Source organism: Streptomyces sp. CA-106110, assembly GCF_050936285.1.
Lineage (GTDB): Bacteria > Actinomycetota > Actinomycetes > Streptomycetales > Streptomycetaceae > Streptomyces.
Map to the genome: position 1 here is coordinate 9,107,371 of NZ_JBNJNB010000001.1, position 14,039 is coordinate 9,121,409.

Sequence of the window (14,039 nt, forward strand, 5' to 3'; positions counted from 1 at the left end):
TTGATCACATGACGACGGACGTATCCGACGAGTGGAAGCAGTGGCACGAGCACCGCACCGCCCAGGTGTCGGAGCCCTACGGGCCGCTCGCGCTGACCGGCACCTCCTGGCTGGAGGACTACCCGGAAGGGCGAATTCCGAACATTCCCGGCCAGTGGGCGGACGACGGTGACGCGGTGGTGCTGACGGCGGCCGAAGGCGACGGTCTGATCGTCGACGGGAAGCCGTTCGTCGGCGAGGTCCGCCTCGACGCCGACCCGGGACCCGTGACCGCGGCCCGCGTCGCGGCAGGCGAGCGCCGTCTGGTCGTCCTCGTCCGCGAGGGAGTCAGGGGCGTTCGGGACTACGATCCCGCCGCGCCCGCCCGCCAGGCATTCAAGGGCATCGACGCCACGCCCTACGAGCCGCGCTGGTCGGTCGAGGGCCACTTCACCCCGTACGGCGAGGACCGCACCGTACGCGTCGAGAACGCCGACGGCCGGCATCGCGGCCTCGGCCTCGGCGGAGTGCTCGCCTTCACGCTCGACGGACAGGACCTCACGCTCCAGGTGTCGGTGCAGGGCGACGGCTCCCTGTGGGCCGTCTTCGCCGACACCACCAGCGGGGACAGCAGTTACCGCTTCCGGTTCCTGCGGCCGCCCGCGCCCGACGCCGACGGGCGTACGACGGTGGACTTCAACCGGGCTCTGCTGCCGCCGTGCGCTTTCGCGGACCACTTCATCTGCCCCTTCCCGCCGCCCGGCAACACGCTGGGCGTCGCGATCGAGGCGGGGGAGCGCACCTTGCTGTAGAAGTCCCTCAACGTATCCGGCTCGTCCTTAAGTTGAACGCTGCACGGCCGAAAGGCGCCCTTGCGTCGGTCGGTCGTGTGGCCGAATACTCCCCCACAGCGCTTGTCAGGAGCACGACTTGTCCGGAATCCGGGCAGGGCGCCCTTGGCTGCGCCTCACGGGCCCCAACCCCACGTGGGCCCCCGACTTCCCTTGGAGGGAACGAAAAGTGAGGATCAAGCGCACCACCCCCACAAGCGGCATCGCGAGACGGACCCGGTTCATGGCCGTGGCCACCGGATTCGTGGCCGCTGCCGCGATCGCGGTCCCCAACGCGAACGCGAGCGACGTGCACACCTTCAGCGCAAACCAGCTCACCAAGGCGAGCGACTCGGTGCTCAACTCCGATGTCGCGGGTACTGCCTGGGCCGTCGACCCCGCGACGAACCGCGTCGTCGTCACCGTCGACAGCACGGTCTCCAAGGCCGAGATCGCGAAGATCAAGAAGACTGCCGGAGGCAACGCCGGTGCCCTCACCATCAAGCACACCCCGGGCAAGTTCAACAAGCTGATCTCCGGCGGCGACGCCATCTATGCGAGTAGCTGGCGCTGCTCGCTGGGCTTCAACGTCCAGGACTCCAGCGGGAACTACTACTTCCTCACCGCCGGTCACTGCACCGACGGCGCCGGCACCTGGTGGTCGAACTCCTCGCACACCACCACGCTCGGCACCACGGCCGGCTCCTCCTTCCCGGGCAACGACTACGGCATCGTGCGCTACACCAACAGCTCGGTCGCCAAGTCGGGCGCCGTGGGCAGCCAGGACATCACCAGCGCGGCCACGCCCTCGGTCGGCACCACCGTCTACCGCCGCGGCTCCACGACCGGGACGCACAGCGGCCGGGTCACCGCGCTCAACGCGACGGTCAACTACGGCAACGGTGAGATCGTCTACGGCCTCATCCAGACCACGGTCTGCGCCGAGCCCGGTGACTCCGGCGGCCCGCTGTACGGCGGCTCCACCGCCTACGGTCTGACCTCCGGCGGCAGCGGCAACTGCACCTCCGGTGGTACGACCTTCTTCCAGCCGGTCACCGAGGCGCTCAGCGCCTACGGGGTGCACGTCTACTGAGCCCGGCATTCCGGCATTCCGGCATCCGGGCACGGCCCGAGCCCAGCCGGCAGCAGGTGGGCCCCCGCACGCAACTGGCGTGCGGGGGCTCGCCCTTGTCCGCACCGCGGAGTTACCGTCGAAGTACACGCGGTGAGTGCGGCGTGTTCCCCTCAACACGCCCGCTTCGGACCCCAGGGGGCCGGCATGGTCGAGGAGCTGTTGACGGCGGGAGCGGCCCTTGTGTCCGTGGGCGCCGTCTATGCGATGGCGGCGGCCAGGGTCGTCAAACAGTACGAGCGAGGCGTGGTGTTCCGTCTCGGGCGGCTCAGGCCCGGGGTGCGGGAGCCCGGACTGACGATGGTCGTGCCCTTCGTCGACCGGCTCCAGAAGGTCAATCTGCAGATCGTGACGATGCCGGTGCCCGCGCAGGAGGGCATCACCCGGGACAACGTCACGGTGCGCGTGGACGCCGTGGTCTACTTCAAGGTGACCTCGCCCGCCGACGCGATCGTCCGCGTCGAGGACTACCGGTTCGCCGTCTCGCAGATGGCCCAGACGTCGCTGAGGTCCATCATCGGCAAGAGCGAGCTGGACGATCTGCTCTCCGATCGCGAAAAGCTCAACCAGGGGCTGGAGTTGATGATCGACAGCCCGGCCGTGGAGTGGGGCGTCACCATCGACCGGGTCGAGATCAAGGACGTGTCGCTGCCGGAGACGATGAAGCGGTCCATGGCCCGGCAGGCCGAGGCGGATCGTGAGCGGCGGGCCCGCGTCATCAACGCCGACGCGGAACTCCAGGCGTCCAGGAAGCTCTCTGAAGCGGCGCAGCAGATGGCCGCGACACCCGCGGCGCTGCAACTGCGGCTGCTGCAGACCGTGGTGGCCGTCGCCGCGGAGAAGAACTCCACGCTCGTCCTGCCCTTCCCTGTGGAGCTGCTGAGGTTCCTGGAGCGGGCGCAGCAGCCGGTGGCCGGGGCCCCCGGGCAGCAGGCCCCGGCGGTGCCGGCCCCGCAGGCCCCGGCGCCCCCGACGGCGGAGCAATCGGTGCAGGAGCAACTCCCCTCTGTCGTCCCTCTCTCGGATCCGGACCCCGAAGGGTCGAAATCAAGACAGGATTAGACCTCGTGCGGGGCAGAGGGATAACCCTTCCGGAACGTTTGCAGCGGGAATCAATCCGGAGAGTGAAGCAGGGGCGGTCAGGGGGCGGGGGGCGTAGGGCCGTTGGCCTGCGCGCGTCCTGAAGTCGACCTTGTGTGCTCCCTGTGGGCCTCGGAATAGTGGGGCCATACGGTGGGTGCGGACGTGGCTCGTGTGCCGCGCCGCCTCCGTACCCGTTCGCCTTACGGTCGTGGCGGTCCCCACAATCTCCGCGGCCGACCCCCCACAGGAGGACGTGAGTTGAAGCACCGACGCATATCCCGGCGGCGGGCCGCCATGGCAGGCGGGGCCGTCGCCGCGCTGATCGCCGCGGGTGTCACCTTGCAGAATGCGAACGCGAGCGAGACCGGCCAGGCCGAGGCGCCCCACACGCTCTCAGCCGTCGCGGCCGGAAAGCTCGCCTCGACGCTCGGTCAGGACCTGGGCACCGACGCGGCCGGAACGTATTACGACGCGAAGACGAAGCAGCTCGTCGTCAACGTGCTGGACGATGCGGCCGCGCGGACGGTCCAGGCCGCCGGCGCCCGGGCGAGAATCGTCCAGAACTCCCTGGCCGAACTGACGGGCGCCCGCACCACGCTCAAGAAGGACGCGACCATCCCCGGCACGTCCTGGGCGACCGACCCCACGACCAACACGGTCGTCGTCACCGCCGACAAGACCGTCTCCGGGACCGAGTGGGCCAAGCTCACCAAGGTGGTCGACGGGCTCGGGGCCAAGGCCGAGCTCAAGCGCTCCAAGGGTGAGTTCAAGCCCTTCATCGCGGGCGGCGACGCCATCACCGGCTCCGGCGGGCGCTGCTCGCTCGGCTTCAACGTGGTCAAGGGCGGTCAGCCGTACTTCCTCACCGCCGGGCACTGCACCCAGGCGATCTCCAGCTGGTCGGACTCCAGCGGCCAGGTGATCGGCCAGAACGAGCAGTCCAGCTTTCCGGGCAACGACTTCGGTCTGGTGAAGTACACCGCGCAGGTCGACCACCCGAGTGCGGTCGACCTCTACGACGGCTCCACGCAGACGATCACCAAGGCCGGCGAAGCGACCGTCGGCGAGAAGGTGAGCCGCAGCGGTTCGACGACCCATGTGCACTCCGGCACGGTCACCGGCCTGGACGCCACCGTGAACTACTCGGAGGGCACGGTCAGCGGCCTCATCCAGACGGACGTCTGCGCCGAGCCCGGTGACAGCGGCGGCTCGCTCTTCGACGGCGACACCGCGATCGGCCTCACCTCCGGCGGCAGCGGCGACTGCAGCGCGGGCGGCGAGACCTTCTTCCAGCCGGTCACCGAGGCGCTCTCGGCGGTCGGCGCCCAGATCGGCTGATCCTCCCGCCGTCGGCGCAGTCCCGCCCCCGCATTCATGGGGGCGGGACTCCCTTTTGTCCCGGGACTCCCGTATGCACGCTTATGCCAGGAACTCCTGTATGCGCTCCGGCGGGGCGGCCCCTCCGGTGGGCCCCGCCGCACGGTCCAGGCGCCCGCAGTCGCGTCGCGTCACCGTGTCCGCGCAGACCGGACACGCTCGACGGATGTCGCACGAGAGTTCGAAAATTGGTCTATGGCGGGGATGGGGGAGATGGGAACTGGCGTTCGGGAGCCGTGTGCGGAACTCACGGGTACGGGAGGTGCGTGTGCCGGGTTTCACGCATCTGCACACCGCCTCCGGGTTCTCCCTGCGCTACGGCGCCTCGCACCCGGAGCGGCTGGCCGAGCGCGCCGGTGAGCTGGGCATGGACGCCCTCGCGCTCACCGACCGGGACACCGTCGCGGGCGCGGTCCGGTTCATCAAGGCGTGCGCGGCGGCGGGCGTCCGGCCGCTGTTCGGGGTGGAGCTCGCGGTGGGGGAGCCCGGGCCCGTACGGCGGACGGGGGGCACCCCTGCTCCTGGGGATTCCCCCGATCGAGCGAGACCGGGAGCGGGGGACGAGTCGAGAGCTTGGGAGAGGCGCCGTACTCCCGTACGCGGGGGTGCCTTCATCGACGAGTCGACACCGCGCGCGGTCTTCCTCGCCCGCGACGGCGCCCGCGGCTGGGCCGATCTGTGCCGACTGGTCACCGCCGTCCATTCCCCCAGGCCCTCGGCTTCTCCCTCATCCGAGGGCACCCCGTTGCTGCCCTGGGCCGACAACCACGGCGACGGTCTGACCGTCCTGCTCGGCCCCGCCTCCGACGTGGGCCGCGCCCTCGCCGCGGGACGGCCGGACCGTGCGGCCAGGCTGCTGGCGCCCTGGCGCGAGGTCTACGGCGACGCCCTGCGTCTGGAGGTCGTCTGGCACGGCTGCACCGGCACCGGACCCGGCTCGCTGCGCCTGGCCGCCCGCACCCTCGGCCTCGCCGTCGAGCAGGGCATCCGTCCCGTGCTCAGCAACGCCGTGCGGTACGCCGACCCAGGCCTCGGCCCGGTCGCCGACGTCCTGGACGCCGCCCGCCGTCTCGTCCCCGTCGACCCCACCAAGGAACTGGACTCGGGGGAGGCCTGGCTCAAGGACGCACCGGCCATGCTCACGGTCGCCGAGCGGATCGTCGAGGCCGCGGGCTACCGCCGTGACACCGCCCACCGCCTGCTGGAGCAGACCCGGGACACCGCCGCCGAGTGCCTGGTCGACCCCGAGGACGACCTCGGCATCGGCACGGTCCACTTCCCCGAGCCGTACCTGGTGGGCGCCGGCCACCGCACCGCCCAGCGCGCGCTCGCCTCCCGGGCGGCCGGCATGAGTGAACTCCTCGCCGAGCGGGATAGCCGCCGCTGCCTGAAGCAGGGCGCGCGACTTCCTGTGCTTCTCATCCACATGCTCAACCAGCGTGGGCAGAAGCGGCTGCCGTTCACGAATGCGGTTGTCGGTCCGTTCCTTCGCCCTGCGGCGGCCGCTTCGCGCGGAGCGCACCTCGTGCCGGGGGACAGGGCACGGTACTGCCCAGACGCCCCACCGTTCCGGCTCTTCAAGAGCCCAGCTCTGCAGATCAAGGTAGAAACCCCGGACCTGGAGGAGGAGGGAGTCCAGGGTCCGGCGCGGTTGATCCCGCTCCTTTCCGACGAAGCTGACCTCTTCCCTCCATTCCTGGTAGACATCGTTTGACAAGCTGAGGTCGGCTTGCTCGGGCGCGATCTCCTCGATTTTCTGCCAGAACACCGAGACCAGAAGCTGTGTCAGGCCGGTCAGTGCGCTGTAGTCGAGCTCGGTTCGACGTCGTTCGAGATAGTCGATGAACAGCTGCCGTACCCCACCGCACCGGATGGGATAGCTGTCCACCAGCTCGGTCACGGACTTCTGTCCGGAGACCAGCACAGCGCGGAGTTGTTGGGGCGTCCCCGCAGGGAAGACCCCCATGCTGTGCAATGTCTCCCAGGCGGAGTGGCCGGCGAAACGGCTGCTTCCAGGCGACGCACCTCGGGTCAGTCCGTACCTATGGCACTCGAGCGAATAGTGCAGTAGTCCCTTGGGAGTCAGATCTTCCAGGGCGATCCCCTGAGTGACCAGAGCGAGGGTCACGTCGAACAACGAGGTCCGCTGCTGGCCGAGGCTGTGGGCGCTGGCTGACTCCGCCGCGAAGAACTCGTCCAGACGCTTATCCCGCTGAACATGTCTGAACTGTTCCGCAAGCCCGACGAAATCATTCGAGCGTACGGCGCGGAGCGACGGCTGGATGACCCGGAGACAGATCAGACAACGCAAACCGAGTGCTGCCTGAGTCTTGTGGGGACCGTAGTCGAACCGCTCTCGCAACGGGTTGCCCGGTTCGTCGAGACCGCTGGCAACCCAGCGATCCTGCCAAGTCTTCCCCGGAAACTGAGCCAGATACGTAAGGACCCGCCGAGTTGCGATCCTGCGTGTTTTCCTTCCGCTACTGTGGGTGACGGTCTCCCAGGCGACAGCCGCACAGTCGGCGATGTCCTCCACGCCGGCCTCGCTCAGGTCGCCGTAAGGACGAGGCGCGGAACGCGCGGTGGATGGTGCGGCCACGAGCTTGCCGACGTCGTGCTTGAGACGCTTTCCGGACTGCGCCGGAACGTGGTCGATCCGGCGATGCCGCAGAGTGCTGTCAGCCACCGAACACCGCCCGGACGTCCTCGGGGTCGTAGCCCGGCGCGAACTTCGGTACCTGGCGTGGACGCGTATAGAAGTCCTGAAGCTTCTCGGTCATCTCGTCCAGGCGGACAGTCAGGTAGATGCCCGTTGTGTCGAGTTTTGCGTGGCGCATCACCCGCTGTACCTCGGGGAGAGTCATCTTCGGGTCGTTCGCCATCCGAGTCGCGGCGGTATGTCGGAGATCATGCAGAGTCCAGTTGGTCTGAAGCTTTGCGTTCGCTCGTTGCAGGACCCGGCGCATGGCCGAATATGTGAGTGGCCTCGGATCGCCACGCAAAGCCCTCCAGAGCTTCTCGCCCGCTTTGGGCACTCCAGCCTGGGAAAGGTATGCGGCCAGATACCGAAAGGCGTCGGGCGAAGCGGGGACCGGCTCTCGGGTCTTCGTCCCCTTGGAGACGACGTAGATCTGCTGACCGGCCCAGTCGACGTCCCCGATCTCGATACCCAGCAGTTCTTCCGCACGCGCACCGCTTGAGACGTAGCAGGAGAGGAGTGCCCTGTCCCGGTCGTTCTTCATCGCCTCGAACAACTCGTCCCACATGCCGTCCGGAAGCGAGCGGGGGAGTCGCTTGGGTACACGTTGCCGGAGTCGTGCCCGTCGTACGTGGATTGGCGCTTCCATCGGGCTTCGGTGAGACAGTTCTGCACGGCGGTCCTTGGACGCCGGCACCGGATTCACCACAGGACCGGTGCCGCTCCCGGCATGGAATTCGTAGAAACCGGAGATCACGGTCAGCGCGTGGTTGATGGTCCGAGCCGCGTACCCCGGTCCGAGCGTTTGCTTTCCGGTCCGCAGGTTCACGGATCCGGGCGGCGGCGAATCCGGGCTGCGCCTTTCACGCTGTGGGTTGGCCGCGGTCCTCATCCACCCCACCAAGCACTCCACCTCGCTGACCGTGGCCCGGTCCCAGGCGATCCCGAGTTGCCAGAGGACCCGAAACCACCTCAACAGGTCATAGGCATAGCTGCGACAGGTTGACGGGCTTGATGAACCCAGGGCCAGGCTCCTCAAGTAGTCGACAACTACCCCGATTGGCATGTCACTTGAGTCCAGTACTGTCCAGGGTGGAAAAGCCTGTCAGTAGTCACGACGCTGCCGATTCGCTGCAGGTCGACACGCCCCTCGCGGAGCTCGGTCCGCATGCTCAGCACACTGCACCTCACAGTCCTGAGGCCTCGCGGCCTCACACGTAGGCCTCGATTGTTCTGCGGCGTGACGGCCTCGCCATGGGCGGCTGTCTGCCCGTTATGTCCCGTGCCGTGTCGGGGTGGGCCGTCGCATGACGCTGCGGGGGCGTCGGGTTCCACGGACCCGAGGGTGGTGCGGGTCTTCTCCTTCCTGGTCCTCGTCGGGGTGGTGACCAGCCGTCAGGGGGCGACCGGGAGTTCGGTGGTGCGCTGCCAGGCGGTGGCGAACGCGGCCGCCCAGGGCCAGGTGCGGTCGAGGTGGAGGGTGCGTCGGCGGGCATGGGCGGTGAGGCGGGCGGGCAGGTGGTACAGCTTCATCCGGATCGTCTCCGGCTCGGCACCGGCCAGCTCCGGCTCGTCATGCAGGAGGAGGAGTCGCATCCAGGCGTCGAGGTCTGCCGCGAGGGCGGCGGCCAGGATCCAGGCGGCGTTGAGCTGCCAGGACTTCGAGGGCAGCAGGGCGAGCCCGACCCGCTTGATTGCTTTCACGCGGTCCTCCACCTCAGCGTGATCGCGATACAAGGCATCGACGAACCACATCTGCCCGGAGGCTGGCACCCCGGAAAGCCCGTGGTGGGCGGGGATGTTGGTGGCGATGATCTGGTAGCGCCAGCCGGTGCGCTTCTCGAAGGCGGTCAGCTTCTTCGCATCCCGGCGCGAGGGTTTTACCCGGCGCACGATCAGCCGCATCCCCTCGGGCCAGCCGGTCAGGTCGCGCACCCCGGTCAGCTCGGCGACCTGGTAAGACAGCCACTCGCCGTCGGGGCCCTTGATCTCGTGCACCTGGCCGTCCTGCCGCAGCGCGCAAGTCCACACCTGCTCGGGCAGCAGCGCGATCGCCCGCTCGTCCGCGGTGTTGATCGCCCAGCCGGTCACCCAGCGCACGCGGCGCCGGCTGGTGGTCAGCGCCTGCAGGTGCTCGAGGAGGGCGTGGCTGAAGGCCGCACCGTCGATCCGGATCAGCAGCTTCGACCATATGGGCAGCGGTAGCTGGCGCAGAGCTGCGGCCAGGACGCTCTTGTGGTCGGCGACGTCGTTGGCGGCGGCGTTGCCACACCGCAGTAGCATCGCCGCGCACTCGCGGGTATTGGCCACCCACGCCCCCAGCGGATGATGCCCATAGCTGCCTTTGAACGTGCCGGCCGCCCCCTCCTTTCGGCTGCTGCAGGTCACGATGGTCGCGTCGAGATCCAGGACGTACCAGCCGGCCAGCTCCCGCCCGCACACCGAGATCCAGGGAAAGCCCCCGGGGCGCAGGGCGAGCATCGTCCACACCACGCGTCGTATCGCAGCGCGGACGCGCTCAACCCGCGCCGCCACCGGGCCGTCGATCGCCTCCAGGGCGCGGCGCAGGGTGCTGTCTGAGATCGGGCGCGGGAACAATCGCCGCCAGTGGTGCTGGAGTTGTTCGGCCTCCAGGACGTTGGTGGCGCCGAGCATGATCGCGCAGGCGAGCATGACCAGGGCCTCGCCGCGGTCACGCCAGCCCGGCCCGGTTCCCTGGGGCAGGGCTCGGGCCAGGGCCGTGGTCAGTCCGGTCTTGTCAGCGATCCTGCGCAGGAGCACGACGCCGGCGTGCCCCACGAGGTTGCGGTCGTCGGCCCGCACGCCGAGCCGGTGGTCCCAGCGGGTACTCTTCACCTTCCGGGTGCCTCTTCCTCGCGACGCTCTTGATCTAGGCAATCCAGATCATCGCAGGTGAGAGGCACCCTTCTGCTGTCAGGGCGTCAGTTCCACTTCATAGCTGAATACATGAGGTAGGTGCAGTCAACAGGACGCTCCGGAAAGCGGGTCATCTTCAGCACGCTGGACGACGGCACGGGTCTGGTCGACCTCGCCTTCTTCGACGACTCCCACGACGCCTGTGCCCACACCGTCTTCCACTCCTGGCTGCTGCTGGTGCGCGGAGTGGTGCAGCGGCGCGGACCGCGCAGCCTCAGCGTGGTGGGCTCCGCCGCCTGGAACCTCGCCGAACTGGCCGAACTGCGCGCCGAGGGCGGCCTCGACGTGGTGGCGGAGCGACTGGCCGAGCCCGCGCCGAGGCAGCCGGACGACGACGGCGACGGTGACGCGGCGAAGGGCCGCCGCATCCGGATGTCCACGGGGTACGAGATGAACCCCTGGGCCGATCTGCGTCCCGCGGGCGAAGGCCCGGCGGGTGGAAAGAAGTTGTGGCACCAGAGTCCGGGGAGTGCGGATTGACCATCCTTTGCGTACGTTTCCAGCTGCCTGTGATGTATGAGGCGGCGCTGCCGGGGCTGCTCGGACTCCTCGAGGAGTTCACCCCCGTCGTCGAGGCGCTGCCGCCCGACGGGGCGCTGGCCGATCTGCGGGGCGCCCAGCGCTACTTCGGACGGGACGCCGCCGAACTGGCCACGCTGATCCGGGTACGGGCCCTCGCGCACCACGGGGTCGACTGCGCGATCGGTGCCGGGCCCGGGCCGATGCTGGCCCGTATGGCCCTGCGGGAGGCGGCGCCCGGGACGGTCCGCGCGGTCCCCGGGGAGCCGGACGCCGTCACCGCGTTCCTGGCCCCTCTGCCGGTCCGGGCCCGGCCCGGGGTCGGCGGCGTCACCGCCCGCACCCTGTGCGAGTACGGGCTCGACACCGTCGGCAAGCTCGCCGATGCGCCCCTCTCGGCGGTGCAGCGGCTCGTCGGCGCCCGGGCCGGACGCGAACTGCACGAGAAGGCGAACGGCGTCGACCGCGGCCGGGTCGTACCCAACGCCGTCTCGCGCTCGCTCACCACCGAACGGTCCTTCGAGCGCGACGAACTGGACCCGGTCCGGCACCGGCGCGCCCTGCTGTCCACCACCGAGGAACTGGGCACCCGGCTGCGCAACCTCGAGCGGGTGTGCCGCACGCTCACCCTCACCGTGCGCTACGCCGACCGCTCCGCGACGACCCGCAGCCGTACCCTCGCCGAGCCGACCGCGCACTCGGCGGCGCTCACCGCCGAGGCGTACCGCATGTACGAGGCGCTCGGGCTGCAGCGTGCCCGGGTGCGCGCGTTCGCCCTGCGCGCGGAGGGGCTGACCTCCGCCGAGCAGACGGCCCATCAGCTCACCTTCGATCCCGTGGACGAGAAGGTCCGCCGGATCGAGGAGGTCGCGGACCGCGCGCCGTCGGCGAGTTCCGCCTCCAGACCGATGGAGGTGGTGACCCAGGAGACGGCGACCTCACCCGTCGGATTCTCGACGCCGAGGGTCGTACCAGGATTGACGATCACCGTGTCCCCCGCGGTGATCCGCTCGGTGCGGCCGTCGAGCGTGATCAGCAGCTCACCGCTGAGCAGATGGAAGATCTCCTCCCGGCTGACCGTGTGCAAGGGGGCGCGGGTACCGGCGGGGATCTCGCCGCGCCAGGCGCACAGCTCCTTGCTGCCGGTCGAGGAAGTGGCGTACGCGACGAAACGGGCGCCGTGCATCTCGCGGGTGACGGCTTGGCGGGAACGGACGACGGGCATGGACGCCTCCGGAGAGAGATGGTCAAGTTGCTTGACTACTCAACTATGGTCAAGCAGCTTGACCATCTGGTCAAGGGTGTTTCAATGCCTGCGTGCAGAACTCCGAAGCCATGGCCCTGTCCGCTGCCCTGCTCGCCGTCGCGGGTGAGCTGACGCAGCGCATTCATGCCGGTGTTGTCGCGCGGGGCTTCGAAGGGCTGCGGCCCGCACACGGTTTCGCGTTCGCCCGGCTCTCCCCGGACGGCGCGACCGTCACGGAGCTGGCCGCCCACCTCGGGGTGACCAAGCAGGCGGCGAGCCAGCTCGTGGACGAGATCGTGCGCAAGGGGTACGCCGAGCGGCGGCCCCATCCCGGGGACGCTCGCGCCCGGCTGGTGGTGCTGACCGAGCGCGGCCGCGCCTGTACCCGGGCCGCCGAGGAGGCCGCGGCCGAGGTGGTGGGGTCGTGGGCGGAGCTGCTCGGAGAGTCCGAAATGCGCTCACTGCTGCGTCAGTTGCTGTCCATCGCACCCTATGGGCCGGTCAGGCCCGCATGGTGACGGGCCGTCACATACGTTCAGCCCATTACCAGATGCCGCTGGCGTGGTGGGCTATCGGTGAAAGTTTTTACTGACGCGTAACTTCCCAGAAGACCTACTCGTTCGTAACTTGACGAGTGCACAGCATCCTCGTGATCCGGATCACAGGGCGTAGAGCCGTCGCACCCCCCATGAGCCGCAAGGAGATCACCCGATGCTGCCCTGGAAACGCCTGCTCAGACCGCTTGCAGCGCTTCTGCTGACCGCCTCGGTCGCCATCGTCCCGGCCGCCACGGCCGAAGCCGCCGCCCCGAGCAGCGGCTGGAACGACTACTCCTGCCAGCCGTCCGCAGCCCACCCCCGCCCCGTCGTCCTCGTCCACGGGACGTTCGCCAACTCCGTCGACAACTGGCTGGCCCTCGCCCCCTACCTGGAGAGCCGCGGCTACTGCGTCTTCTCCCTCGACTACGGCCAGTTGCCGGGCGTCCCCCTCTTCTACGGGCTCGGCCCCATCGCCACGTCCGCCGAGCAGCTCCAGACCTTCGTCGACAAGGTGCTCGGTGCGACCGGCGCCTCCAAGGTCGACATCGTCGGCCACTCCCAGGGCGGCATGATGCCGCGCTACTACCTCAAGTTCCTCGGCGGCGCCGCCAAGGTGAACGCCCTCGTGGGCGTCGCGCCCGACAACCACGGCACCACCCTGAGCGGACTGGCCAACCTGCTGCCGTACTTCCCCGGCGCCGAGGAACTCCTCTCTGCCGCCACCCCCGGGCTCGCCGACCAGGTGGCGGGCTCCGCCTTCCTGGCCAAGCTCAACGCGGGTGGGGACACCGTGGCCGGCGTCCACTACACGGTCATCGCGACCAAGTACGACGAAGTGGTCACGCCGTACGGTTCGCAGTTCCTCAGCGGGTCCGACGTCAACAACGTCCTGCTGCAGAACCTGTGCGCGCTCGACCTCTCCGAGCACTTGCTGATCGGGCTCACCGACCGGATCGCCTTCCATGAGGTGGCCAACGCGCTCGACCCGGCGCACGCCACGCGGACGACCTGCGCGTCCGCGTTCAGCTGACCCCGGCTGCCTGCCGACCACCGCGAGACGTCCGCAGCCGTCCCCAGCGGCTGCGGCCGTCGCCAGGGCCTGTCCGACCTGAGCCGCCGGACAGGCCCCAGAGTCTCACCGCCCGCGCCGGCCGCCATCCGACGCGCGGTCACGGACCGACGCGGACAGGGCCGCGGTGAGCACGAGCGGGACCACGCCGACAGACGGCTCCACAGCCGGATGTGACCTGCGGCCGATCCCGTGGGGGGCGATCAGCAAGCTAGCCCCAGGAGCCGTCGAAGTCGCCAGCCGGGGGTGGGGGGAAGAGATCCTTATGGCGCCGTTAAGGCAGGCCTAACCGAGCGCTGAGGGAGAGAGGTTCGGAGGCCCCGGCTCACCTGCGTCTGTGCGGCGCTATCGTCCGTGGCAGTCCGTGTTCGTCCGCAGTCAGACGCCGTGATGGGCTCCCAGAATGGCTCCCTCGCGCGGAGAGGACACCCGGACAGCACTGTGGCGTCCGCCCTTTTGCGGCTCACCTCCGCTCGATGTCGGCATCGATGCCGGATTCCGTGGTGCGACCCCTCGTCTCGCCGGCCAGTCGCTGATTGCCGACGGCCCCCGTCCCGCGGATGACCCGCCTCGCCCCGTCCGTAGATGACCCGCCTCGCCCCGTCCGTAGATGACCGCCCCGACACGACC

General features: G+C 69.3%; 9 protein-coding genes and 3 pseudogenes. 9 read left to right on the forward strand and 3 right to left on the reverse strand.

The window, feature by feature from the left end:
* Nucleotides 1-8 precede the first annotated feature (8 nt).
* From ACQEXA_RS41955 to ACQEXA_RS41975, 5 genes and pseudogenes are all read left to right on the forward strand, one after another.
* Entirely contained in the window at nt 9-791 is a 783-nt protein-coding gene (locus ACQEXA_RS41955) for a DUF1684 domain-containing protein (protein ID WP_432926085.1), read from the forward strand.
* 208 nt (nt 792-999) lie between these two features.
* The gene (locus ACQEXA_RS41960) at nt 1,000-1,902 is read left to right on the forward strand and encodes a S1 family peptidase (RefSeq protein WP_432926083.1); all 903 of its coding nucleotides are present in this window, start codon (nt 1,000-1,002) and stop codon (nt 1,900-1,902) included.
* Between the two features lie 186 nt (nt 1,903-2,088).
* A complete protein-coding gene (locus tag ACQEXA_RS41965; RefSeq protein WP_432926082.1) occupies nt 2,089-3,003 on the forward strand; it encodes a slipin family protein in 915 nt (304 codons plus the stop codon).
* A gap of 279 nt (nt 3,004-3,282) precedes the next feature.
* A complete protein-coding gene (locus ACQEXA_RS41970) occupies nt 3,283-4,362 on the forward strand; it encodes a S1 family peptidase (protein WP_432926080.1) in 1,080 nt (359 codons plus the stop codon).
* A gap of 307 nt (nt 4,363-4,669) precedes the next feature.
* A pseudogene (locus tag ACQEXA_RS41975) lies at nt 4,670-5,746 on the forward strand (PHP domain-containing protein); the annotation flags it as partial.
* A gap of 1,333 nt (nt 5,747-7,079) precedes the next feature.
* Here ACQEXA_RS41975 and ACQEXA_RS41980 read toward each other — a convergent pair.
* Together ACQEXA_RS41980 and ACQEXA_RS41985 are read right to left on the reverse strand one after the other, a co-directional pair.
* Entirely contained in the window at nt 7,080-7,928 is an 849-nt protein-coding gene (locus tag ACQEXA_RS41980; RefSeq protein ID WP_432926074.1) for a tyrosine-type recombinase/integrase, read from the reverse strand.
* 566 nt (nt 7,929-8,494) lie between these two features.
* Nucleotides 8,495-9,955 (reverse strand): IS1380 family transposase, encoded by a 1,461-nt coding sequence (locus ACQEXA_RS41985; protein ID WP_433132681.1) that lies wholly within the window; start codon nt 9,953-9,955, stop codon nt 8,495-8,497.
* Nucleotides 9,956-10,090: 135 nt separating this feature from the next.
* Here ACQEXA_RS41985 and ACQEXA_RS41990 point away from each other — a divergent pair.
* A pseudogene (locus ACQEXA_RS41990) lies at nt 10,091-10,516 on the forward strand (OB-fold nucleic acid binding domain-containing protein); the annotation flags it as partial.
* Nucleotides 10,513-11,433: pseudogene (locus ACQEXA_RS41995) on the forward strand (DNA polymerase Y family protein); the annotation flags it as partial. The pseudogenes ACQEXA_RS41990 and ACQEXA_RS41995, both read left to right, overlap by 4 nt.
* Here ACQEXA_RS41995 and ACQEXA_RS42000 read toward each other — a convergent pair.
* Nucleotides 11,373-11,780 (reverse strand): cupin domain-containing protein, encoded by a 408-nt coding sequence (locus ACQEXA_RS42000; RefSeq protein WP_432939034.1) that lies wholly within the window; start codon nt 11,778-11,780, stop codon nt 11,373-11,375. The pseudogene ACQEXA_RS41995 and the gene ACQEXA_RS42000 sit on opposite strands and share 61 nt — an antisense overlap.
* Nucleotides 11,781-11,872: 92 nt before the next feature.
* Here ACQEXA_RS42000 and ACQEXA_RS42005 point away from each other — a divergent pair, with 92 nt between their 5' ends.
* Complete coding sequence (locus tag ACQEXA_RS42005; protein WP_432926070.1) at nt 11,873-12,319, forward strand: MarR family winged helix-turn-helix transcriptional regulator; 447 nt, start codon at nt 11,873-11,875, stop codon at nt 12,317-12,319.
* A 193-nt stretch (nt 12,320-12,512) separates the two neighbouring features.
* On the forward strand, nt 12,513-13,370 hold the full coding sequence (locus tag ACQEXA_RS42010) for an esterase/lipase family protein (protein ID WP_432926069.1): 858 nt from the start codon (nt 12,513-12,515) through the stop codon (nt 13,368-13,370).
* Nucleotides 13,371-14,039 lie beyond the last annotated feature (669 nt).